We start from the raw sequence: 23,628 nt of genomic DNA, 5'->3' as shown, positions 1-23,628 counted from the left end.
CTTGAAACAAAATACCAATAATGAAAGTAACAGAACATATAGAAAACGCAAAAGGAAAAACATTATTCTCATTTGAAATTATTCCGCCTCAAAAAGGAAAAAGCATTCAGGAATTGTACGATAACATCGATCCTTTGATGGAGTTTAAACCACCGTTTATTGATGTAACCACTTCTCGTGAAGAATACATTTACATCGATCGCGGTAACGGACTTCTGGATAAAAAACTGACTCGTATGCGCCCGGGAACGCTTGGAATTTGCGCTTCTATAAAACATAAATATAATGTGGATACCGTACCTCATTTATTGTGCGGCGGTTTTACACAAGAAGAAACAGAATATATGCTGGTTGATTGTCATTATTTGGGAATCAATAATGTAATGGCGCTTCGCGGAGACGCGATGAAAGACGAACAGTCTTTTACACCAAAAGCAGGTGGAAATCACTATGCAATTGATTTGGTTCGACAAATCAACAATTTGAACTGTGGAAAATACCTTCACGAAGTAATGGATGTAGATAATAAAGCAGATTTCTGTATTGGTGTTGCGGGTTATCCGGAGAAACATTTAGAATCACCATCTTTACAATCAGACTTAAAAAGATTAAAGGAAAAAGTGGATGCAGGGGCAGATTATGTGGTAACACAAATGTTTTTTGACAATGCCAAGTATTTTAATTTTGTAGAAAAAGCAAGAGAAATGGGAATTACAATTCCAATTATCCCTGGTATCAAGCCAATTGCTGTTCAAAGACATTTACAAATATTGCCGCAGATTTTCAGAATCGATCTTCCTGAAGATTTAATTGATGCTGTAGACAAATGCAAAAATAATGCTGAAATCAAACAAGTCGGCATCGAATGGGCAATTCAGCAGTCATTAGAATTAAAAGCTGCCGGAGTTCCGTTTTTACATTATTATTCAATGGGAAAATCTGAAAATATTCGTCAGATTGCTAGTCAGGTATTCTAGCTTTTAGATATAGTTTATTATTTCTATTCAGGAAAAATCTTCGCGAGTAAATCCGCAATGTATTAATCTTTGTATATTTAGCAACAAGATTTTCCCTGAGTAGAAATGACAAAAAATACTGGAAAGGCCGGAATTTGGATTTTGTTTAATTTAGAAGTTTAAATTTTTGTACCATGAAACAAGAAGAATTACAAGCCATAGCCTCTCAATTAAAACATCCTTCCGGAGAAAAAGGAATCGAAATGGCAAATATGATGAACGAAACGAACATCAATATGACTCGCCATTCTATTCAAAATCTAAATATATCAACAGCAAATAAAATTCTTGAGTTAGGGCACGGAAATGCGGGACATGTTGAATTCTTATTTGAACAAGGCGGGGAATTAAAATATTACGGACTTGAAATGTCTGAGTTAATGTTTCAGCAAGCGCGCCAAATCAACAGGAATTTTGTTTCTCAAAAACAAGCTTTCTTTTCGCTTTATGACGGAAATAAAATTCCGTTTGAAGATGCATCTTTCGATAAAATTTTCACGGTAAACACTATTTATTTTTGGCAAAAGCCAGAAGAATTACTTTCAGAAATTTACAGAGTTTTAAAACCAAATGGAAATTTCTGCTTAACATTTGCCGAAGAAGATTTCATGAAGAAACTCCCTTTTACGCAATTTGAGTTCAAATTATACAGTACAGAAAAAGCACAGGAACTGGTTAAAAAAACGCCTTTTAAAATTGTATACACAGAAACGCAGACAGAAAAAGTAAAAAGCAAAACGGGTGAATTAGCCGACAGAGCTTTTACCACTATTGTTCTGGAGAAATAAAATTAAGAAATACTTGTTTGAATATGGAAGTTAAAAAAATCAATTTTATTCAAAATTACAGCAGTATACTTTTACTCCTTGGCGGTATTATAATCGGAAGTGTTTTTGGTTTAGTGTTTGGAGAAAAAGTTTTAGTCATAAAACCACTTGGTGACATTTTCCTAAACTTGCTTTTTACGACCATAATTCCGCTCATCTTTTTTACCATTGGTTCTTCGATTGCTAATTTGGAAAAAACAGAAAGATTAGGAAAACTGTTTATTATAATGGTATTAGTATTTTTAATGACAATTCTGATTTCAGCAATTGTAATGATCTGCGCTGTTTATCTTTTTCCAATTCATCAGGATATTGCCATTACGCAGGTTGCAGTTGAAAAAATTGAGTCAGGATCAGTTGGAGATCAAATTACTAAACTGCTCACAGCAAATGATTTTTTCGAATTATTGTCCCGAAAAAGCATGCTGGCCTTAATTATTTTTTCTTTTTTAATTGGTTTTGCAACCTTACAGTCTGGCGAAAAAGGAAATGCTTTTAAGAGTTTTCTGGATTCAGGAAATGAAGTTATGAAGCAGCTTTTGAATATTATAATGAAATTGGCACCAATTGGTCTTGGTGCTTATTTTGCGTATCAGGTTGGAATTTTCGGTCCGCAGCTGCTGGGCATTTATGCAAAACCTATGGGTGTTTATTATGCCGCTTGTATCTTTTATTTCTTTGTATTCTTTAGTTTGTATGCGCTTGCTGCGGGCGGAAAAAGAGCTTTCAAAGTATTTTGGAGCAATAATATTACACCTTCACTAACAGCAGTTGGAACTTGCAGCAGTATTGCAACAATTCCGGCAAATCTGGATGCAGCACAAAAAATGGGTATTCCATCGCACGTCCGTAATTTGGTTATTCCGCTTGGAGCGCCATTGCACAAAGATGGTTCGAGCATGTCATCCATTTTAAAAATCACTTTTTTGTTTGCCATGTTTGGAAAAGATTTCACAGATCCTATGACCATTCTTCTGGCATTAGGGATTACAGTAATTGTTTCGATTGTTGAAGGCGGAATTCCAAACGGAGGTTATATTGGTGAAATCTTAGCCATTACCGTTTATGGTTTTCCGATGGAGCAAGCGCTTCCGGTTGCTATGATTTTAGGAACATTAGTCGACCCAATTGCAACGTTATTAAATGCTAATGGAGACGTAATCTGTTCTATGATGGTTTCCAGATTGTCAGAAAAAACCAAGTGGTAGCTTAAAAAGAATTTTTAAATACCAAATTCCAAAATTCAAATCTATTTTTATACACGCAATCTGCGTGAACATAACTAATACCATAAACTTATGAATTCAATATTACAACAAGATCTAAACGATCTTGAAAATATTTTAGAAAAAGCAAAGCAACAAGGAATTAATTTTTTGAATAACCTTGAAGATATTCCAACTTCAAATACTAATAAAATTGATCCAAAACGTATTTTAAATGATTTAGGTTTGGGATCAGAAGAAACTTTAAAAGAGTTTAATGAAAGATTAGCGCCTTTATTGGTTTCTTCTCCTGGTCCGCGTTATTGGGGATTTGTAACCGGAGGATCAACTCCTGCATCTATTGTGGGCGATTGGCTGGCATCTGTTTACGATCAAAACACACAATCTGTAAGTTCTCAGGGCGGAAATTCGGCATTAATAGAATTTGAAACCATTAATTTAGTCCTCCAGCTGTTAGAACTCCCGGATTCTTTTGTAGGCGGATTTGTAACAGGGGCAACAATGTCAAATTTTACTTGTCTGGGAGCTGCCAGACAATGGTTTGGAAAACAATTTGGAAAAGATTTTGCTAAAAACGGAATTTCAGAAAACATTCATATTTTAACTGCAACACCTCATTCTTCTTCTATAAAATCATTGTCAATGCTGGGAATTGGAAGTCAGAATTATACCGTTGTAAAAACTGTTGAAGGAAATCGAGAAGCTTTGGATATTGTCGATTTAGAAGAAAAAATTAAAACTTTAAACGGAAAACCTTTCATACTAATTTCGAGTGCCGGAACTGTAAATACAGCCGATTTTGATGATTTTGAAGCCATCTCAAAATTAAGAGAGAAACACAATTTCTGGTGGCATATTGATGGGGCTTTTGGAGGATTTGCGGCTGTTTCAGAAAAATACAAACATTTTGTAAAAGGATGGGAAGGAGCAGACAGTATTACAATTGATTGTCATAAGTGGCTTAACGTTCCTTACGAAAGTGCTTTTTATTTAATTAAAAAGGAACATTTGAGCCTGCAGATCGAAACTTTTCAAAATTCAAATGCTCCTTATTTAGGTAATCCGCTGGAAAATTTTAATTATTTAAATGTTGTCCCTGAAAACTCCCGCCGATTGAGAGCACTGCCGGTTTGGTTTTCATTAGTAGCTTACGGAAAAGAAGGTTTTTGTGATATAATTGAAAAAAGCACTTTACTGGCACTTCATTTTGGCAATGAACTTATTGAGGAAGGAAGCTTTGAAATAATGGCACCAATTAGATTAAATAATGTTTGTTTTACATTAAAAGGAGATGAAAATCAGGATAAAGTGAGTGAGTTTTTAACGAAATTAAATGATACCGGAAAAGTATTTATGACACCAACAATTTACCAAAACCGTAAAGGAATCAGGGCTTCGTTTGTAAACTGGCGTACGGCAGAAGATGACATCAGAATCGTAATGGAAGAAATGAAAAAAGTTCTTAAAGATTTAAATCTATAAAATATAATAAAAGAGCCTGACTAAAATTAGCAGGCTCTTTTTTCAAAAAAAAAATAAAAAACAAAAAAACAAGTTTCAAGGATTGAAATCAATCTATATTTAAAGCCGGGCTTAAAATTCATTTGCGTATATATTCCATTCAGGAATTGGCATGCACAAATATAATATTATTTATAACAAGTCTAAATAAAAATTGTGAATAAAATGATATTTATGTTGTATCAAATAGAAGTATTTGATACAGAGGAAGAAAAGTGTTGAAAAGAAAAAGGATTAAAATAAAAAAACCAATTATCCATAAGAATAAATTGGTTTCTATTAGTGTAAACTAAAAAACTGAGATTAAAAATTACTTGGTAATTTCTCTAAATACAGCTTCAAGGTTTTTATTTTTTTGATTCAGCTGGAGTGTTTTCAAGCCATTTTCAGCAGCAAAATCAAATATAGCCGGGCGCATATCTTTTTCGGTAATAAAAGTCAATTCCCAAGTCATGTCATGCGTGTTTTTGTATGAAGAAATGTTTTCTAATTTGGCTAAAAGCTGTTCTTCAACTTTATAATCAAACTCAACTTCAATAACCTGTTCTTTGTTTGCGGCAATCAAATGGTTTAATTTATTATCGGCTACAATTTGTCCCCTGTCAATAATTATGACACGATCACAAATTGCTTCTACTTCCTGCATAATGTGTGTTGAAAGAAAAACCGTTTTGTCTTTACCTACATTTTTAATTACATTCCGAATTTCCATTAACTGATTCGGATCCAGTCCTGTAGTTGGCTCATCCAGAATTAAAACATCCGGATTGTGTAGTAAAGCGTTCGCCAGGCCAACACGCTGACGGTATCCTTTTGATAACTGACTTATTTTTTTATGACTTTCCGGTGTCAGTCCTGTCAGTTGGATTACTTCTTCAATTCTTGAATTTGGAACTTTATAAACATCGGCATTAAAAGCCAAATACTCACGAACATACAAATCCAAATACAACGGATTATGTTCCGGCAGATACCCTATCGACTGCTGAACTGCTTTTGCATTTGTCATGACATCGTGACTATTTACAAGTGCTGAGCCGCTGTCGGCCAATAAATAAGTGGTCAAAATTTTCATTAAGGTAGATTTTCCTGCTCCGTTTGGGCCAAGAAATCCAACGATTTCTCCTTTCTCAATTTTAAAAGAAATTTCGTTTAAAGCTTTTTGCTCTCCGTAACTTTTTGATATACTGTTTACTTCTATTGACATGACTTTTTATTTGCTACAAAAGTAAACAGAAATAGTCTCGATTGCTAAAATTTATCTTGTAAAGTAATTATAAAAAAAACATAAAGCCCAGTATTCACGGCATTGTTATTGTTAAAGGAATGCTAAATAAAATAAAACCCAAATTATGAAAAAAATTTTAGTGATGGCTGCATTGGCTGTCTGCAGTTTTGCAAACGCTCAAAAAGGAACAATCTTAGTAGGTGGAAACATCGGATATTCTTCTGAAACGGTTGAATACACAAATTCTGAAACAAAAAGCAATGAATTCAGTTTTTCTCCTAAAGTTGGTTACCAATTTCACGAAAACTGGACTGTAGGGGGTGAATTGACTGTAGCTTCTTCAAAAAATGATCAGGGAGTAAATGAGTACAAAACAAATGAGTTTAAATTTGGTGCTTTTGTACGTTACACTGTGCCATTGAACCAAACATTCTCTGTATTTGCTGATTTAGGAGCTGGTTTCCAAAACAAAACAGAAAAAGATTATGTTGGACCAAACTACACTAAATACAAAGCAGATGGTATGTATGTTGGTATTACTCCGGCTCTTTTCATTAACATGAAAAAAGGTTTCGGTTTAAACTTCAGCATTGGTGGTTTAGGTTATGATACATATAGTTATGATAATAACGGTCCGGATGTTAGTAATTTCAACTTCAACTTTGGAAAAACATTTAACATTGGAATTTCTAAAAACTTCTAATCTTACGTTATATATTCAATTTCAGAAAGCACTCCAAATGGGGTGCTTTTTTTGTATTTTGGAAGAATAAAATCCTGAAATTCTAATAATTATACTGCCTGCAAAAGTGAAGTCGAAACTAAATCATAACTAACTTCCGACTCCACTAAGCTGACATAAAAAACAAAAATATATCTAAAGAAAACTATTAATTCACAGGAGTTTCTACAGCAACTCTCATTTCCTGAGCCGCAGCCACCATCTCGATCAAGGCTTTTTTGGTTTCATCCCAGTGACGGGTTTTTAAACCGCAATCAGGATTTACCCATAACTGATATACCGGAATTACCGCCGAAGCTTTTTCAAGTAAACGAACCATTTCTGCGCTTGAAGGTACACGCGGCGAGTGAATATCGTAAACTCCGGGTCCAATTTCATTTGGATATTTAAAGTTGGCAAACGCATCTAAAAGTTCCATTTGCGAACGCGAACATTCAATTGTAATCACATCGGCATCCATATCAGCAATGTTTTGAATAATATCATTGAATTCACTGTAACACATGTGCGTGTGAATCTGTGTATCATCATTAACACCGCTTGCTGAAATTCTAAATGCTTTTACAGCCCAGTCTAAATATTTAGCCCATTCTTCTTTTCTCAACGGCAGACCTTCACGAATGGCAGGTTCATCAATTTGAATGATTTTGATTCCTGCTTTTTCTAAATCGACAACTTCGTCACGAATAGCTAAAGCGATTTGTGTACAAGTTTCAGAGCGCGGCTGATCGTTACGAACAAATGACCACTGCAATATGGTAACAGGCCCTGTAAGCATTCCTTTTACCCATTTTGAAGTTAAGGATTGTGCATATTTTGACCATTTTACCGTCATAGGCACTGGTCTTGAAACGTCGCCATAAATAACCGGAGGTTTTACACAGCGGCTTCCATAACTTTGAACCCATCCGTTTTTGGTAAACGTGAATCCGTCAAGCTGTTCTCCAAAATATTCCACCATATCATTGCGCTCAAACTCTCCGTGAACTAAAACGTCAATCCCTGTTTCTTCCTGAAAACGAATTGTATCTTTGGTTTCTTTTTCGATTAAATCGTTGTATTCTTCAGTAGTTAATTCGCCTTTTTTAAATTTTGCTCTCCAGCTTCTCACTTCGGCAGTTTGAGGAAAAGAACCAATTGTTGTGGTTGGAAATAATGGGAGTTTCAAGGCATCAACCTGACTTTTTCTTCTTGCTGCAAATGCGCTTTTGCGTTTGTCATCAGCAGCTGTAATACCTGCCACACGTGCTTTTACATCATTGTTATGAATTAATTTTGATGTTTTGCGATTGTTATTTGCAATGACGTTTCTTTCGTAATCAACAGAATTTTTGACATCGATTTTACCCGAAGCAAATTCTTTTAAAAGAACAATTTCATTGATTTTTTGTTTGGCAAAAGCAAGCCACTGCTTAATTTCAGGCGTAAGTGTCTGATCGTTTGTTTCCAGATCTAAATCGCACGGACTGTGAATTAAAGAACACGATGGAGCAATTAGAATTCTGTCCTGACCTAATGCATCAGTTGCTTTTTTAATTAATTCTAAGGATTTTTTGAAGTCATTTTTCCAGATATTTCTTCCGTCAACCACTCCCAGCGAAAGATTTACATTAGGAGCCAGTTTTCCGGATTCTAAAATATCATCTAACTGAAGCGGACAGCGAACTAAGTCTAAATGAAAAGTGTCTACCGGCAAAGCCAAAGCCGTTTCAAGATTTTCTCCAAAACAATCAAAATAATTGGCTAAAACGATTTTCAGTTTTGGAAAACGAATATTGATTTCATTATAAACCTGTGTAAAAGTATTTCGCTCTTTATCAGTTAGATTTAAAGCAAGAAAAGGCTCATCAAGCTGAATGTAAGCTGCGTTTTCTGCCTGCAGTTTTTCAAAAATTTCAAAATAAACAGGAAGTAAAGCATCAATAAGATCAATTCTGTTAAAACCTTCTTCTTTTTCTTTTCCTAAAAGCAAATAAGAAATCGGTCCAATTAAAACAGGTTTTGTTGCAATTCCCAGCGCATTTGCTTCCTTAAATTCATCAATTATTTTTTCTGAAAACAACTCGAATTTTTGGTTCTTTGTAAATTCAGGAACAATATAATGATAGTTGGTATCAAACCATTTTGTCATTTCCATTGCCACAACATCCTGACCGTCTTTTTGTGCTCCTCTTGCCATTGCAAAATACAAATCAAGAGATGAATTTGTTTTTGCCAGTTCATGATAACGCTGCGGAATAGCTCCAACTGTCAATGTCAGATCCAAAACCTGGTCATAAAAAGAAAAATCATTACACGGAATTAAATCTACTCCGGTTTCTGATTGTAAATGCCAGTTTCTGCGGCGAATGTCTTTTCCGGTTTCAATTAATTCTTCTGCCGAAATTTTTCCTGCCCAATACAGTTCACTGGCTTTTTTTAATTCTCTGTTACTGCCAATTCTTGGATAACCTAAATTATTTGTTCTCATTTTTATTTCAGTATTTTTTACTGAACAAATTTATTGTATTAGATTTTATAACTTATATTTGACGATTATTTCAGTAAAATGTATTTTAAAATCAGTTTTAAAAAGATTTAATTACTGTGAATATCTTTAAAGTAAACCTTTAGCCGTAAAAAAAACTATGGAAAACCTCGATAAAACCGATTTATTGATATTGAAATACCTTCAGGAGAACTCCAATATCAATACAAAAGACCTTGCCAGTAAATTATTTCTTACAGTAACGCCTGTTTATGAACGCATAAAAAGACTGGAAAGGGACGGTTACATAACTAAATATGTGGCGCTCCTGGATAAGAAAAAAATGAACCGCGGAATGACAGTTTTTTGTAATGTCCGCCTAAAAGAGCATGCAAAAAATGTAGGGAGCAATTTTGTAAAGGATATTGTGGCACTTCCGGAAATTATAGAATGTTATAATATAGCAGGAGATTACGATTTTATGCTCAAAATTTTAGTTCAGGATATGGCTAGTTATCAGGATTTTGTAATGAATAAGTTGTCTACTATAGAAAACATAGGAAATACAAACAGTATTTTTGTAATGGGAGAAATAAAACACAGCACGGCATTAGAGTTTTAATCACTATAAAATCCTAAAATAAAATGTATTTTTGATGTTTAGATCCTCAATCTAAAATCAATAATCTACAATCTAAAACAGAAAAATGAACTGGGAACAACTTTTATCATTAAAACGTCAGGGCGATACAAGCAAAAGATTACGTGTAGAACAAGATGATACACGATTAGGTTTTGAAGTTGATTATGACCGAATTATCTTTTCGGCTGCATTTCGGTCTTTGCAGGATAAAACTCAGGTAATTCCACTTTCTAAAACAGATTTCGTACACACCAGATTAACACACAGTTTAGAAGTTTCTGTTGTAGGAAGATCTTTGGGGCGTTTGGTTGGTAAAAAAATCATCGAAAAATATCCTTATTTAAAAGAAATTCACGGTTATCACATGAACGATTTTGGGGCGATTGTTGCTGCAGCTTCGTTAGCGCATGATATTGGAAATCCGCCTTTTGGACATTCAGGAGAAAAAGCAATTGGGGAATATTTTTCCATCGGAAAGGGGTTAAAGTATAAAGACAAATTAACAGCAAAGCAGTGGCAGGATTTAATTGATTTTGAAGGAAATGCTAATGGATTTTCTGTTTTAACAGGAAGCCGCCCCGGAATTGAAGGCGGGCTTAGAATTTCATACGCAACGCTTGGGGCTTTTATGAAATATCCTAAAGAAAGTCTTCCGAAAAAACCAACCCATAATATTGCGGATAAGAAATATGGTTTTTTTCAGTCTGATAAATTGTTTTTTGAAGAAGTTGCCGAAGATATGGGAATGATCCCAAATAAAGAAGAAGGCGATGTTGGATTTGAAAGACATCCTCTGGCTTATTTAGTAGAAGCCGCTGATGATATTTGTTATACTATTATCGATTTTGAAGACGGAATAAATTTAGGGCTCGTTTCTGAAGATTATGCACTAGAATATTTAATTAAACTAGTAAAAGATAATATTGGAGTAGCAAAATACAAATTACTGGAAACTAAAGAAGACAGAATCAGTTATCTGCGTGCTTTGGCAATTGGTGCATTAATTAATGATGCTGTTGATGTTTTTGTCGAAAATGAAGAAGCAATTCTGGCTGGGAATTTCCCTTTTGCTTTAACAGATAAAAGCAAATATAAAGCGCAGATGGATGACATTATCAACTTAAGTGTTGAAAAAATCTATCAGAGCAGGGAAGTGATGGAGAAAGAAATTGTAGGTTACCAAATCATTCAAACGCTTTTGGATAAGTTCATCACGGCATTTAATAATAAATATGATGGAACAGCATCCAATTATGATAAATTAATCCTGAAAATGCTGCCGGAAAAACATCATTTAGAAAAAGGGAACTTATACGAACGTCTGCTTCATATTTGTCATTATGTTTCGCTTTTAACAGACGGAAATGCATTAGAATTATATGAAATGATTCAGGGGCGAAAAAAGAATTAATTCTCAATTTACATCATAAAAAAACTGCCTGTAACTGTTTACAGGCACTTTTTTTATGATAGTATTTATTATTGAAAAGCATAAACTAAACCAACTCCCAGAACCTGGCGTAACTGTGCTCTTGGTCCGTCGTTAACCTGAGAAGTATTTCCAGTTACTGGATCAACAACATCTTTTTTGGTCTTAATATCGTCATCATAAACTAAATGAACACCAATATTTGCTTTAACATACGCATTTACAACTAGATCCAGACGTGTATCGTAATCTACATCGACATTTCCAAATCGGTTTAAATAATCTGTATACAAGCTTAATCTGTTTTCATAAAAAACGTTTTTATAGATTTCGTTTTTCATATATCCAGTAAAAAGGATACCAAACTCAGCTTTTACTTTTTGGCCTTCCTGAATTAAAATTTGATTATTAGGATCTAAAGGATCTGGTGCATATACTGCTTTTTTAACACCAAAAGAACCTTGATTTGCTAAATATTGGTCAAGAACCAAAGTAGTTTTTAACGTAATAGGAGAGAAATAAAAAGTCCTGTTTTTCTTTTTGTTAGAATTCTCCGCTCCGGCTCCCAGAAAGATATAAGCTGGTGCAAAGGGTTTAGAGATAGCAATATCACGGTTTGGATAATTGTAACCGTTTGTAAACTGGGTGTTGAAATTAAATTTAGCCGAATAATACCAGTTTGAAATGGTATCTTTTCTAAATCCGTATGTTGAGTTTACTAAAACAGCATCATCTGTTTTTCTGAGTTCTGTTCCGTCTTGTTTATTTAAACCATATTTTACAATGAGTTCGTTAACCCATTTATGATTTCCTTTTACAAAAGTTCGGCCAAATTCGCCTTTAAACAAACCTGAAATAGAACTTGTTCCCCCGGCACTCCAATTTACAAAAGCAATTTCTGAAATGTCAAAACCTAATTGATTTTTTTTAGTCCAATTTGAAGGCGGTTTTGGTAATTGATTTGGATCTAAAGTCGTTTGTATAAGCTGTGCAAAGTTTTTTGAAGAACACAAAAGCAACAGCAGCAAAAGGGTAGAACGTAATAATTTCATTAGGCTTATTTTATTTTTTTTTGGTGTTGCAAAATAATTATTTTACACCGTTTGAAAAAGATTTATTAAAGATTTAACGTCAATTTCACACAATTGTTGCAGCTGCGGCACGCTTCCATGCTCAATAAACTGGTCAGGAATACCTAAAACTTCAATTTTATTTTTGAAGTTATTTACTGCGGCAAACTCTAAAATTTCACTTCCAAAACCGCCTTTTTTTGCACCATCTTCTATGGTAATTATTTTTTCAAAAGTTGAAAAAATAATATTTAACAAGTTGGTATCTAGTGGTTTAATAAAAGGAAAATGAAAATGAGCAATCGTTTCCGGATTGGTGCATTCGTTCAAAGCTTCAATAACATTATTTCCAATTGTTCCTGTAGATAAAACAGCTGTTTTTGTACCGTTTTTTAAACAATATCCTTCTCCAATTTTAACTTTTGTATAATGTCCGAAATTTTCTACTTCCCAATTTGGCAAAACACCGCGCCCTCTCGGATATCGAATTGCGATCGGATTATCAAGACCTAACTGAGCAGTATATAAAATATTCTGAAGCTCAATTTCATTAATTGGCGCATAAATAATCATATTTGGAATAGCACGTAAATAGGCAATATCAAAAACGCCATGATGTGTTGCTCCGTCTTCGCCAACCAAACCTGCCCTGTCGAGGCAGAAAATAACCGGTAAATTTTGCAATGCAACATCATGAATAACCTGATCATAGGCACGCTGTAAAAATGTCGAATAAATATTGCAGTACACAACCATGCCCTGTGTTGCCATTCCGGCTGCAAGTGTTACAGCATGCTGTTCTGCAATTCCAACATCAAATGCACGTTCCGGCAGTTCATCCATCATAAATTTTAAGGAACTCCCGGATGGCATTGCGGGTGTAATTCCTATTATTTTTTCATTCTTTTTAGCTAAATCTAAAATAGTTAAGCCAAAAACATCCTGATATTTAGGCGGAAGATTTTCTTCAGATTTTAAATGAATTTCTCCGGTCGATGCATCAAATTTTCCGGGTGCATGATATTTAACCTGATTTTCTTCGGCCTGTTGTAATCCTTTTCCTTTTGTGGTTACAATGTGCAGAAATTTAGGTCCTTGGATTTTCTTTAATCGGTTTAATTCTTTGATTAAAGTTGGAAAATCATGTCCGTCAATTGGTCCTGAATAATCAAAATTCAGCGATTTGATAATATTATTTTGTTTTGGATTTTTTCCGTTTTTAACTGCAGTCAGATATTTTTTTAAAGCACCTACACTTGGATCAATCCCAATTGCATTATCATTTAAAATAACTAAAATATTAGCATCTGTAACTCCGGCGTGGTTTAAACCTTCAAAAGCCATTCCGCTTGCGATAGAAGCATCGCCAATCACTGCAATATGCTGTTTTTCAAAATCTCCTTTTAGTTTAGAAGCGATCGCCATTCCGAGTGCTGCAGAAATAGAAGTGGAAGAATGCCCAACGCCAAAAGTATCATAAACACTTTCGGTTCTTTTCGGGAAACCGGAAATTCCTCCAATTTGTCGGTTGGTATGAAAAATTTCTCTTCTTTCAGTCAGGATTTTGTGTCCGTAAGCCTGATGCCCAACATCCCAAACCAATAAATCTTTTGGGGTATTAAAAACATAATGCAGCGCAATTGTAAGCTCTACAACGCCTAAACTGGCGCCTAAATGTCCTTCTTTTACAGAAACGACATCAATAATAAACTGACGCAGTTCCTGAGCAATCTCAGAAAGCTGTTCTTCTTTTAAAAGACGTAAATCGGCTGGATTGTATATGTTCGAAAGTAAATCGCTTTTCATTGTAAGGTAAAAAGCAAATTTACGGTTTTTAAATTTAATTTTATTGCCGAGATCTATTGCAATACAATTGGTAAAGAATACTGCATCCTGATTTTTTTTCCGTTTGATTCTCCCGGCTGCCATTTCGGACATAAACTTAAAACTCTGATAATTTCTTGTTGTAGGGCATTATCCACGGCAGGAGCGCATTGCAGATATGATACAGATCCGTTTCTTTCTACTGCAAAAGCAAGATTGATTTTAAGATTTTTGGTAGTTATATTTTCAGGTTTTTTAAATTCTTTTCCAAAATAATTATAGAATTGTTCAATTCCGCCCGGAAATTCTGCATTGGTTTCAATCGCAACTCCTCTGTTATAAACAGGTTCTTCTACAGTTTTTTTGGTGCTGGCTTTTGTAGATTTTGTTTTTTCATTTTTGGTGCTTGTAGGTTTTACAAACTTGACATGATCAACTTTTGGCGGAGGCGGAGGCGGAGGTAAATGGTTCCCTGCAGAATTTGAATTAACTGTAGGTTCTCCAACCATAATTTGTTCTTCTGCAACGGTATCTTTTACAACTTCGATTTTATCAATTTTCTGTTTTTTACCTTCTTTATCCTGACAGCTAAATAAAGTTGTTCCCATTGCGACAAACAATGCTAATAAAAACATTTTGTAATAATTAGTTTGTGCATACAAAACGCGATTCGGAATTTGAATGGTAACATTATCCAATTGTGATTTTCTAAACCTTGCGCAAACTTTATTATTTTGATTTTGAACAAAAAAATGCTGGATTTCATCAGGAAGCATCGCTGTAAAATCAACTACAGTTTTAGAGCAGCTCAAACAAAAACGGCCATTTCCATTTGGAGACATTTTGTTCCAGTCTTCATGGCACGGTTCAGGAATAGTGATTTTATGTTTTCTTTCCATTATACAAATATCAAAGTTTAAATGTAATAAAAAATATATTCTAAAATCCTATTTTTGCAATTATGGAAAATCCTTTCACCGACGAATATTTCATGAAAAAGGCTTTGCAGGAAGCTGAAGAAGCCTTTGCAAAAGGCGAAATTCCTGTTGGAGCCATTATCGTTGTGGCCGATAAAGTAATTGCAAGAAGCCATAACTTAACAGAATTGCTTAATGATGTTACCGCTCATGCCGAAATGCAGTCCATAACCGCAGCAGCGAATTTTCTTGGCGGTAAATATTTAAAAGACTGCACACTTTATGTTACGCTTGAACCCTGCCAAATGTGCGCAGGTGCTTTGTACTGGAGCCAGATTTCTAAAATCGTTTTTGGTGCACGCGACGAACAGCGCGGATTTTTAAATATGGGAACAAAATTACATCCTAAAACTACCGTTGTTTCCGGAGTTATGGCCAATGAAGCTGCCGATTTAATGAAACGTTTTTTTCTGGAGAGAAGGAAATAGTTTAAAACATTTCTTACTTTTTTATATCTTTGCCAGATGATGATTAGGGGTTTCTCGATATGTGGGGAAATGATTCAAATGTTATTAAAGCGGTTCAAGAACAAGTAGAAGTTTTAAAAATTAGATTAAGCGATCTAAACTAATATATTTTTTAAAATTATGTTATTAAAAAATATTTTCCTTTATCCAGATTTGGTAGAATTTCAAAATAGACCAGAAGATTTGTCACTTATAAGATATCAGACTAGATATATTGGGAATTACCTTTCTCGAAATTTGGCAAAATTAAAATTTAATGCAGGAGGATTTAACAGAGTTTGTGTAGTCGGACAAAGCAATCCTGAAAAAGTATATCGTAACAGTTCCTCTGCTGTTTCGGTTGGAATTCATTTTGATATTGATGAATGTCTAAAAACAGGAAAACAATATTTGGGAGATTATTATTCAAAATTATATAAGCTGGGGTTAGAAGAATGCAATAAAGTATACAAATTACCACTTTCCGAATTATTTTTTTGGCTTGATGAATTAAAAAACCTTAATTATAAAAATGAATGGACTTTTAAAGAAAGAACATTTAAAAAAAATGGATTAAAATGTAAACTCCATTGTTCTATCGATCTTGATAAATTTGAGCTGCGATTAATTGTTTCAGATAAAGGGAATGAAATTTTTAATCAAATTATATTAACAACTCCTCCAGATGAAATTATTTTCTATTATAAGTTTAAAGATATAGAATTGATTAATAATAATATTGTAGTTATTAATAGATTTCATGGAGATAACATTTTGTTTCAACTTCCTCTTAATTTTTATCAAGATAAATAAGTATGACAGATTTCTCAACAATTAAAAAGCTATTTCATATTACAGAGCCAAATGGTTTTTCTGTTGATGAAATGCAAATGGTTAAAAATGCTTTGGGAAATCTTCCACAAACATTTGTAGACTATTATACTGAATTAGGGAAAATTTTTGAATTAAATCAGTCACAGGATTCATTGGTTACCCTTGATCGTTTGCCAAATTACGCCACTAATGAATACCTGATTTTTTATACCGAAAATCAACATGTTTGTGTTTGGGGAATTCGTAAAGATGACTTATCGAAACCAAATCCGCCGGTGTATATGAGTTATGATGAAAAAGAATGGAATCTGGAAACAGAAACTTTGACAAATTTTTTTACGGCAATGGCATATTTACAAGCAGGATTTGCCTTAGAATTTACAAGTGAAACATTTTATGAGTTGGAACCTAATGAAATTAATTTTGTTACCGAAAATTTTTCTAACAAAGGAGTTTCATTAACGCAATGGGTTGAAGGAGCTAAATTTTATGGAAATTATGACGATGATGTAATTGTGATTATGAGCAGCAATCAAATGTTTTATGCATCAAATTCCGAAGAGCATTTTGATGAAATGAATGCTGTTTTATCTAAACTTGGAACAGAGCTTTAATTTTTTTTTTTATAAATATAAATTCTTTGATTAAAAAATTAAAGATATTCCTATTGAGACTTTCAATGGATAAATGGTCCTACTAAAGCAGGCAATGCCTGTTACAATATCTACTAATTTTCGAATGACGGCAATTGAGTACTAATTTATTTTTAAGGCGTTATGGTCAATGAATTGGCTGATGCAATGAAATGATTTTTTCTGGAAAAGGAGAAAAATAATTACGTGCTTTTAATACAAATACATCATATAAAGACATACAAATACCATAAAGCCATTAAAACAAATAATGTTGAAATAAGTATTTTCGGAGTAACCTTTTTTGGACATAAGTATTTTCAAACTTATTGCAATTGAAAAAAGAAAGACTAGGCAAAAATAGAATAGAATTCCGTTATTGCTTAAACCATTAGAAAGCCGATTTGTATAATCATTGGTTTTAGACTTCACGCTTGTTACAGATTTAAATAATAAAGAATATTTAATTTCGATATTATTCTCTTCAATATATTTTTTTACTGTTGAAAAAGTAAAACCTTTCTGTGTGTAATAATGATAACAAACCTTATCCTTGGACTTTCCGGAAGTTTGAATGGCATAATGAGTTATTACATCAGTAGTTTTTGAAGCCGGCAAAACATAATAATCGAAAAAACCTAGTGATATAATAAATGTTGCTGCACACAAAAGATATATAATTACGGGTTTGTCCTTTGTAATTGATTCATTTACAGCAGAATGTTTTCTATTAATGCTTGACATTTTTTGTATTCTTAAAAGTTCGAAATATAGCATATTTTAATGCACCATCTTTGTTAATCTTCAACAAAAGTTAAATAAGTAATGATAGCGAATTTTCTTCTTAAAAGATTGTAAAAAAATTTTACTTTTAACATAATTTAAAATCAGATTTTGCTGTTATTGGCTTTAACGGTAAATCGTATTAAATTCTAGTTTGTTAACCATTAACTCTAAATAAAAGTGAAAGCAAAAGGTTTAGTTCTCGTATTTTTTGTGTTTTTTATTTTTCAATCCTGCGGCAGGAAATCGGCTGCAGATTTCAATTCCGATTTTTCATTATTTAAAGAGTACATAACCAGCTTTACAGGCGGAATCGTTTCTTCCGATTCTGATATTCGGGTTGTTTTGGCATTCGATAAAAACGACTGGAAACCCAATCAGGAATTAGACGACGATTTGTTTGATATTTCACCAAGTGTACACGGAAAAGTAGTGGCACTTTCTACTAATACGATAGCATTTATTCCAGAGAAAAAATTAGCACCGGGAACAGAATATCAGGTTACTTTAAACTTAGATAAGCTGACAGCAATTCCGAAAGAAAAAGAGGAAACGCTTTCTAAATTTAACTTTACGGTTAAAACGATAAAACAGGATTTTACCATTAATACTGGTGATATTCAGTCCTATAGTAAAGAATATCAGTACTTAAACTGTGTTTTGAAAACAGCCGATAATATTGATCTTCAAACTGCTCAAAAACTGGTTGAAGCCAAACAAAAAGGCAGTAATCTTAAAATTAAGTTTGACAAAGTGTCTGGTCCGGCAAAGGAATTCCGTTTTATAATTGACAGTATCCAGCGCTTTTCTGAAGCATCAAATCTTGAAATTTTATACGATGGAAATGATTTTGATATCGATCAGAAAGGACTAATAGATTTTCCGGTTACGAGTATAAACGAATTTAAAATTGTAAAGGTTGAAGTTCCGGACGGAAACAATCAGTCGGTTTTGATTAATTTTTCTGAACCTTTAGAAAAAGGGCAGGATTTTAAAGGATTGGTTTCGATTCAGAACACTAATAATTTAAAGTTTTCTACACAGGGAAATTTACTAAAAGTATATTTTACAAATGAAACCACGCCCAAAAAAGAAGAACCTGCGCCAGTTGTTGTCGCGGAAGAATCTGCAGTTGTAACAGTTGATTCTGCCGCAGTTGTTGTCGATTCTGCTGCCTCCGCTCCAGTTGAAGCTCCGGCAGAAGATATAGTGGAAGTTGTTCCCGATGAAGCTCCGGAAGAGGTGATAACAGGAGAATTGCTTTTGGAAGTTTTTCAGGGAATTGAAAGCCAGTACGGCAAAAAAATGGAAGCAAACTATTCTGAAAAAATATCTTTTGACCAGATAAAACCAAATGTCCGTTTTATTAAAAACGGAACAATTCTGCCTAGTTCCAATAATTTAAAACTGAATTTCGAAGCCGTAAATTTAAGTGCAGTTGATGTAAAGGTTTATAAAATTTACAAAAACAATATATTACAGTTCTTACAGTATAATGAACTAAACGGCGCACAAAACCTCAAAAAAGTAGCGCAGCCCATTGCCAAAACAACGCTGAATTTAAAAGAAAGCACACTTGTCAATTTGACAAAATGGAATACATATGCCTTAGATTTATCTAAAATTATCAAACCGGAACCGGGAGCGATTTACAGAGTTGAGTTTGAGTATAAAAAGAAATATTCGCTTTATAAATGCGAAACATCTGATGATGATTCAGGTAATGAAGAGGAAGAAGAAGTTGATGAAAATGACGTAAACTACAGCGGTAACTCTTACGACGATTATTATTATGATGATTATGAATGGAGAGAAAGCCAGAATCCCTGCTCAGGATCTTATTATTATAATGCGAAAATTGCCACTAACATTTTAGCATCAGATTTGGGAGTTATTGCAAAAAGAGGCGAAAACAAATCGTATTTGTTTGCTGTAAATAATATTGTTACCACAGAACCGATATCGAATGCAAGAGTTGATTTGTATAATTTTCAACAGCAAAAAATTGGAACAGAGGCGACAAGCAGTGAAGGAATTGCATCGTTTCAGCTGGATAAATTCGTCTATTTTGCTATTGTGTCTTTAGGCGACCAATCGACTTATGTGAAACTGGATGACGGACTTTCTTTATCTGTCAGTAATTTTGATGTTGCCGGAGAGACTTTACAAAAAGGTTTAAAAGGATTTATTTATGGAGAAAGAGGTGTCTGGCGTCCCGGAGATAATTTGTATTTGTCTTTTATTTTGAATGATGCAGCGAATAAACTTCCAAAATCACATCCAATTAAATTCAGATTAAACGATCCGAATGGAAAAACAGTTTATCAAACTGTTCAAAAAACAAACGACTTAAATCACTACGCATTTATAGTGCCGACAAATCAGGACGCACCAACAGGAAATTGGGAAGCAATGGTAAGCGTCGGCGGTGCCAAATTTTACAAAAGCATTAAGATTGAAACGATTAAACCAAATCGTTTAAAAATCAAAAACACATTTACAAGAAAAACACTTTCATCATCATACCCAAATACGGACAATCTTGAAGTAACCTGGCTTCACGGAGCAATTGCTAAAAACCTGAATGTAGAAATGCAGGCTAAGTTTTCACAGCAAAGCACCACTTTTAAAGGATATGAAAAATATACTTTTGACGATTTAGTACGTCAGTTTAGTACAGAGGAAATTAATGTTTTCTCCGGAAAATTAAACGAAAATGGAAAAGCAGCCGTAAATATTCAGCCAAAATTACAAGGTCAGGCGCCCGGAATGCTGCGTGCTTCATTTATTACAAAAGTGTATGAAGAAGGCGGAGATTTTAGTACAGATGTGATCTCGACGACTTATTCGCCATATAAAACATATGTGGGAATAAAATCTCCTGAATTAAACAAGTACAACATGCTTGAAACCAGAACGAATAATCGTTTTGAAGTGGTTACTGTCGATGAAAACGGAAGACCAAAAGCCGTTAGAAATCTGGAAGTAAGGATTTATAAAGTAGACTGGAGATGGTGGTGGGATTCTTCAAGCGATAATTTGTCAAACTATAATTCATCGAACTCTACAACTGCTTATAAAACTTTAGCAATTAATACGGATTCCGGCGGAAGAGGAAGTTTTCAATTTACCTTAACCGATGAAGAATGGGGACGTTACCTGATTAGGGTTGAAGATCCAAACGACGGGCACGCTGCTGCTTTGACGGCAAATATAGACTGGCCAATCTGGTCTGGAAAAACGCGTAACAGAGACGCTTCAACAGCCAATATGTTGGTTTTTTCTACAGATAAAAAGAATTATGCTGTTGGCGAAAAAGCACAAATTTCTTTCCCTTCAAGTGAAGGCGGACGCGCTTTGATTTCTATTGAAAACGGATCAAGGGTTATACAGACAATTTGGGCAGAAACAAAAAAAGGAGAAACGAAAGTAGAAGTTCCAATTACGGGAGCAATGGCACCAAACGTTTATTTTAATATCACATTGTTACAGCCTCATGCTTCTACTAAAAACGATTCACCGATTCGTATGTACGGAATCGTGCCAATTGAAGTTGTAGATAAAAATACGATTTTGGCACCAACCATAAACATGCCTGATGTCCTGAAACCAGAACAGCCATTTACTGTAAAAGTTGGAGAAAAATCAGGTAAGGAAATGACTTACACCATTGCAGTTGTCGATGAAGGGCTTTTGGATTTAACCCGTTTTAAAACACCAAATGCATGGGATAGTTTCTACGTTCGAGAAGCTTTAGGAGTAAAAACCTGGGATATTTACGATGATGTAATTGGTGCTTACGGAGGAAAGATAAATCAGATTTTCAGTATTGGTGGAGATCAGGATTTAGGCGGCGGAAAAGCTAAAAAAGCAAATCGATTTAAACCGGTAGTATTGTATTATGGACCGTTTAAATTAGAAAAAGGAGAAACAAAATCACATCAATTAAAACTTCCAAAATATATCGGCTCAGTACGAACTATGGTTGTAGCAGGAGATGCAGCGACAAGTGCTTATGGAAGTGTTGAAAAAGCAACTCCGGTTAAAAGTCCGTTGATGGTTTTGGCTTCGTTGCCAAGAAAGATTTCTCCTTCGGAAAAAGTGACTATTCCGGTTACTGTTTTTGCTACAGAAAACAAGATTAAAAATGTTTTGGTTCAGATAAAAACAAGCAGCGGATTAAAAGTTATAGGAAGTACGGTACAGAAACTGAATTTTGCACAGCCGGACGAAAAAATGGCTTATTTTAATTTGGCCGTAGGATCTGCAACCGGAATTGCCAAAGTACAGGTTATTGCAACATCCGGAAACGAAAAATCGACTTATGATGTTGAAATTGATATGACGAACCCAAATCCGGTTACAAGTACTTTTACAGATATTATTTTGACGCCAAACAGTACTAAAACACTTTCGTGGAAAACATTTGGTGTGGCTGGAAGTAATAAAGCAAGACTGGAGGTTTCGTCTATGCCTTCCATGAATTTAAATGGAAGACTGCAATTTCTTATTCAATACCCGCATGGCTGCGTGGAGCAGACAACATCGTCTGTTTTTCCACAATTATTTTTAGCAGATGTTGCTGATATTGACACCAGACGTAAAGATATAATTCAAAAAAATATCGCCGCAGGAATTGCCAGATTAGGGAATTTTCAATTAGCAAACGGAGGATTGTCTTATTGGCAGGGAGATGCAGCAGCAGATGATTGGGGCAGTTCTTATGCCGGACATTTTTTAATTGAAGCAGAGAAAAAAGGATATGTTCTGCCAATTAATTTTAAATCAAAATGGCTTTCTTATCAGCAGAAAGAAGCCAAACAATGGCGTTTTGAACGAAAATATGGTAACGATCTGGCGCAGGCCTACAGGTTATACACTTTGGCTTTGGCAGGAAATGCCGATTTATCTTCGATGAACAGATTGAGGGAAACAAAGGGTGTTTCTAACGAAAGTATGCTTCGTTTAGCTGCTGCTTATGTTTTGGCAGGTCAAAAATCAGCCGGACAAAGTTTGTTCTTAAAAACAAGTATTGATGTTTCTGATGACTATAATTATTACTATTATGGTTCAGACGAAAGAAATAGGGCAATGGCTTTAGAAACAATGCTGCTTTTAGGACAAAAGCAAAAAGCATTTGTAATGGCTTCAAAATTAGCCAAACAAATGTCTGCAAATCAATGGATGAGTACACAGACAACTGCTTACTGTTTGTATTCAATGTCAAAATTTGCAATTAGTAACGGCCCAAAAGGAATCAATATTCAGTTTAACAAAAATGGTAAAGGAGAAACTATAAACACGCAAAAAACAATTGCAGACCGCAGTTTGTCTGCAGCGAGCGGAGCAAATAGTATTACACTAAAAAACCTTAAAAACAATACAGTTTATGTTCGCGTGCTCAATACAGGTATATTACCAATCGGTCAGGAAAATGCTGTCCAGAGTGATGTTTCTGCAAGTATCGTTTTCAAAAACAGAAAAGGAAGTGTTATCAATGTTTCAAAAATTAGTCAGGGAACAGAATTTATTGCCGAGGTTACTGTTAAAAACCAAAGAAATGAAAGTATTCAAAATGTCGCTTTATCTCAAATTCTGCCTTCTGGATTCGAAATTGTAAATACACGTTTTACAGATTACGGAGATGCGGTAAACAATACTGCCGATTATATTGATATTCGTGATGACAGAACTAATTTCTATTTCGGAATGCAGTCCAGAGAAACTAAAGTCTTCCGAATTCTGTTAAACGCATCCTATTTAGGAAATTATTATCTGCCTGGATTACAATGCGAAGCTATGTACGATAATACATTCTTAGCGAGAACAAAAGGATTCTGGGTTGAGGTTGTGAAATAAGAATGAAAAATAGCCTACGGATCGCACAGATGAAACAGGTTTTCGCAGAGTAATTTAAAAATGTCTGTGTAAATCCGTTTCATCTGTGAAATCAGTAGGCTAAA

The 23,628-nt window shown here is 34.3% G+C and carries 17 protein-coding genes; 11 read left to right on the top strand and 6 right to left on the bottom strand.

What is annotated here, in order from left to right; genetic code table 11:
• Positions 1–20: 20 nt before the first annotated feature.
• From metF to ASE21_RS04410, 4 genes are all read left to right on the top strand, one after another.
• Positions 21–977 carry a methylenetetrahydrofolate reductase [NAD(P)H] gene (gene metF, locus ASE21_RS04425; protein ID WP_057121364.1) on the top strand — a complete coding sequence of 319 codons (957 nt, stop codon included), beginning with the start codon at positions 21–23 and terminating at the stop codon, positions 975–977.
• A gap of 173 nt (positions 978–1,150) precedes the next feature.
• Positions 1,151–1,804: a class I SAM-dependent methyltransferase gene (locus ASE21_RS04420; protein WP_057121363.1), complete on the top strand. Its 654-nt coding sequence runs from the start codon at positions 1,151–1,153 to the stop codon at positions 1,802–1,804.
• A 23-nt stretch (positions 1,805–1,827) separates the two neighbouring features.
• On the top strand, positions 1,828–3,051 hold the full coding sequence (locus tag ASE21_RS04415; protein ID WP_057121362.1) for a dicarboxylate/amino acid:cation symporter: 1,224 nt from the start codon (positions 1,828–1,830) through the stop codon (positions 3,049–3,051).
• Between the two features lie 90 nt (positions 3,052–3,141).
• Entirely contained in the window at positions 3,142–4,551 is a 1,410-nt protein-coding gene (locus ASE21_RS04410) for a pyridoxal phosphate-dependent decarboxylase family protein (RefSeq protein ID WP_057121360.1), read from the top strand.
• Between the two features lie 349 nt (positions 4,552–4,900).
• Here the strand turns inward: ASE21_RS04410 and gldA are convergent, their stop codons facing one another.
• Complete coding sequence (gene gldA, locus ASE21_RS04405; protein WP_057121358.1) at positions 4,901–5,797, bottom strand: gliding motility-associated ABC transporter ATP-binding subunit GldA; 897 nt, start codon at positions 5,795–5,797, stop codon at positions 4,901–4,903.
• Positions 5,798–5,942: 145 nt separating this feature from the next.
• Between gldA and ASE21_RS04400 the strand changes: the two genes are divergently transcribed.
• A complete protein-coding gene (locus tag ASE21_RS04400) occupies positions 5,943–6,521 on the top strand; it encodes an outer membrane beta-barrel protein (protein WP_057121356.1) in 579 nt (192 codons plus the stop codon).
• A 187-nt stretch (positions 6,522–6,708) separates the two neighbouring features.
• Here ASE21_RS04400 and metE read toward each other — a convergent pair whose 3' ends face one another.
• Positions 6,709–9,030 (bottom strand): 5-methyltetrahydropteroyltriglutamate--homocysteine S-methyltransferase, encoded by a 2,322-nt coding sequence (metE, locus tag ASE21_RS04395; protein ID WP_057121355.1) that lies wholly within the window; start codon positions 9,028–9,030, stop codon positions 6,709–6,711.
• A 157-nt stretch (positions 9,031–9,187) separates the two neighbouring features.
• Between metE and ASE21_RS04390 the strand changes: the two genes are divergently transcribed.
• Positions 9,188–9,649 carry an Lrp/AsnC family transcriptional regulator gene (locus ASE21_RS04390; RefSeq protein ID WP_057121353.1) on the top strand — a complete coding sequence of 154 codons (462 nt, stop codon included), beginning with the start codon at positions 9,188–9,190 and terminating at the stop codon, positions 9,647–9,649.
• A gap of 85 nt (positions 9,650–9,734) precedes the next feature.
• Complete coding sequence (locus ASE21_RS04385) at positions 9,735–11,081, top strand: deoxyguanosinetriphosphate triphosphohydrolase (RefSeq protein ID WP_057121351.1); 1,347 nt, start codon at positions 9,735–9,737, stop codon at positions 11,079–11,081.
• A gap of 68 nt (positions 11,082–11,149) precedes the next feature.
• On the opposite strand, the gene ASE21_RS04380 is transcribed toward ASE21_RS04385, so the two are convergent.
• Genes ASE21_RS04380 through ASE21_RS04370 form a run of 3 tightly spaced genes read right to left on the bottom strand, consistent with a single transcriptional unit; the run spans position 11,150 to position 14,892 of the window.
• Entirely contained in the window at positions 11,150–12,151 is a 1,002-nt protein-coding gene (locus ASE21_RS04380; RefSeq protein ID WP_057121349.1) for a DUF3078 domain-containing protein, read from the bottom strand.
• Positions 12,152–12,193: 42 nt separating this feature from the next.
• The gene (locus tag ASE21_RS04375; protein WP_057122327.1) at positions 12,194–13,975 is read right to left on the bottom strand and encodes a 1-deoxy-D-xylulose-5-phosphate synthase; all 1,782 of its coding nucleotides are present in this window, start codon (positions 13,973–13,975) and stop codon (positions 12,194–12,196) included.
• A 53-nt stretch (positions 13,976–14,028) separates the two neighbouring features.
• A complete protein-coding gene (locus ASE21_RS04370) occupies positions 14,029–14,892 on the bottom strand; it encodes a hypothetical protein (RefSeq protein WP_057121347.1) in 864 nt (287 codons plus the stop codon).
• Between the two features lie 62 nt (positions 14,893–14,954).
• Between ASE21_RS04370 and ASE21_RS04365 the strand changes: the two genes are divergently transcribed.
• From ASE21_RS04365 to ASE21_RS04355, 3 genes are all read left to right on the top strand, one after another.
• Positions 14,955–15,398 carry a nucleoside deaminase gene (locus ASE21_RS04365; RefSeq protein WP_057121345.1) on the top strand — a complete coding sequence of 148 codons (444 nt, stop codon included), beginning with the start codon at positions 14,955–14,957 and terminating at the stop codon, positions 15,396–15,398.
• A 159-nt stretch (positions 15,399–15,557) separates the two neighbouring features.
• On the top strand, positions 15,558–16,229 hold the full coding sequence (locus ASE21_RS04360; RefSeq protein ID WP_057121343.1) for a hypothetical protein: 672 nt from the start codon (positions 15,558–15,560) through the stop codon (positions 16,227–16,229).
• Positions 16,230–16,231: 2 nt separating this feature from the next.
• Positions 16,232–16,864, top strand: a complete 633-nt coding sequence (locus ASE21_RS04355; protein ID WP_057121342.1) for a hypothetical protein — start codon at positions 16,232–16,234, stop codon at positions 16,862–16,864.
• Positions 16,865–17,095: 231 nt separating this feature from the next.
• Here the strand turns inward: ASE21_RS04355 and ASE21_RS04350 are convergent, their stop codons facing one another.
• Positions 17,096–17,626 carry a hypothetical protein gene (locus tag ASE21_RS04350; RefSeq protein WP_057121341.1) on the bottom strand — a complete coding sequence of 177 codons (531 nt, stop codon included), beginning with the start codon at positions 17,624–17,626 and terminating at the stop codon, positions 17,096–17,098.
• 219 nt (positions 17,627–17,845) lie between these two features.
• Between ASE21_RS04350 and ASE21_RS04345 the strand changes: the two genes are divergently transcribed.
• Positions 17,846–23,524, top strand: a complete 5,679-nt coding sequence (locus ASE21_RS04345) for an alpha-2-macroglobulin family protein (protein WP_057121340.1) — start codon at positions 17,846–17,848, stop codon at positions 23,522–23,524.
• Positions 23,525–23,628: the final 104 nt, after the last annotated feature.

Source organism: Flavobacterium sp. Root901, assembly GCF_001429765.1.
Lineage (GTDB): Bacteria > Bacteroidota > Bacteroidia > Flavobacteriales > Flavobacteriaceae > Flavobacterium.
Note: the sequence above shows the minus strand (reverse complement) of the source record. Positions and strands in the feature narration are given on the sequence as shown.

Coding starts and splice junctions, on each gene's coding strand:
- metF (WP_057121364.1), top strand. CDS start 21: ATGAAAGTAACAGAACATATAGAAAACGCAAAAGGAAAAACATTATTC.
- ASE21_RS04420 (WP_057121363.1), top strand. CDS start 1,151: ATGAAACAAGAAGAATTACAAGCCATAGCCTCTCAATTAAAACATCCT.
- ASE21_RS04415 (WP_057121362.1), top strand. CDS start 1,828: ATGGAAGTTAAAAAAATCAATTTTATTCAAAATTACAGCAGTATACTT.
- ASE21_RS04410 (WP_057121360.1), top strand. CDS start 3,142: ATGAATTCAATATTACAACAAGATCTAAACGATCTTGAAAATATTTTA.
- gldA (WP_057121358.1), bottom strand. CDS start 5,797: ATGTCAATAGAAGTAAACAGTATATCAAAAAGTTACGGAGAGCAAAAA.
- ASE21_RS04400 (WP_057121356.1), top strand. CDS start 5,943: ATGAAAAAAATTTTAGTGATGGCTGCATTGGCTGTCTGCAGTTTTGCA.
- metE (WP_057121355.1), bottom strand. CDS start 9,030: ATGAGAACAAATAATTTAGGTTATCCAAGAATTGGCAGTAACAGAGAA.
- ASE21_RS04390 (WP_057121353.1), top strand. CDS start 9,188: ATGGAAAACCTCGATAAAACCGATTTATTGATATTGAAATACCTTCAG.
- ASE21_RS04385 (WP_057121351.1), top strand. CDS start 9,735: ATGAACTGGGAACAACTTTTATCATTAAAACGTCAGGGCGATACAAGC.
- ASE21_RS04380 (WP_057121349.1), bottom strand. CDS start 12,151: ATGAAATTATTACGTTCTACCCTTTTGCTGCTGTTGCTTTTGTGTTCT.
- ASE21_RS04375 (WP_057122327.1), bottom strand. CDS start 13,975: ATGAAAAGCGATTTACTTTCGAACATATACAATCCAGCCGATTTACGT.
- ASE21_RS04370 (WP_057121347.1), bottom strand. CDS start 14,892: ATGGAAAGAAAACATAAAATCACTATTCCTGAACCGTGCCATGAAGAC.
- ASE21_RS04365 (WP_057121345.1), top strand. CDS start 14,955: ATGGAAAATCCTTTCACCGACGAATATTTCATGAAAAAGGCTTTGCAG.
- ASE21_RS04360 (WP_057121343.1), top strand. CDS start 15,558: ATGTTATTAAAAAATATTTTCCTTTATCCAGATTTGGTAGAATTTCAA.
- ASE21_RS04355 (WP_057121342.1), top strand. CDS start 16,232: ATGACAGATTTCTCAACAATTAAAAAGCTATTTCATATTACAGAGCCA.
- ASE21_RS04350 (WP_057121341.1), bottom strand. CDS start 17,626: ATGTCAAGCATTAATAGAAAACATTCTGCTGTAAATGAATCAATTACA.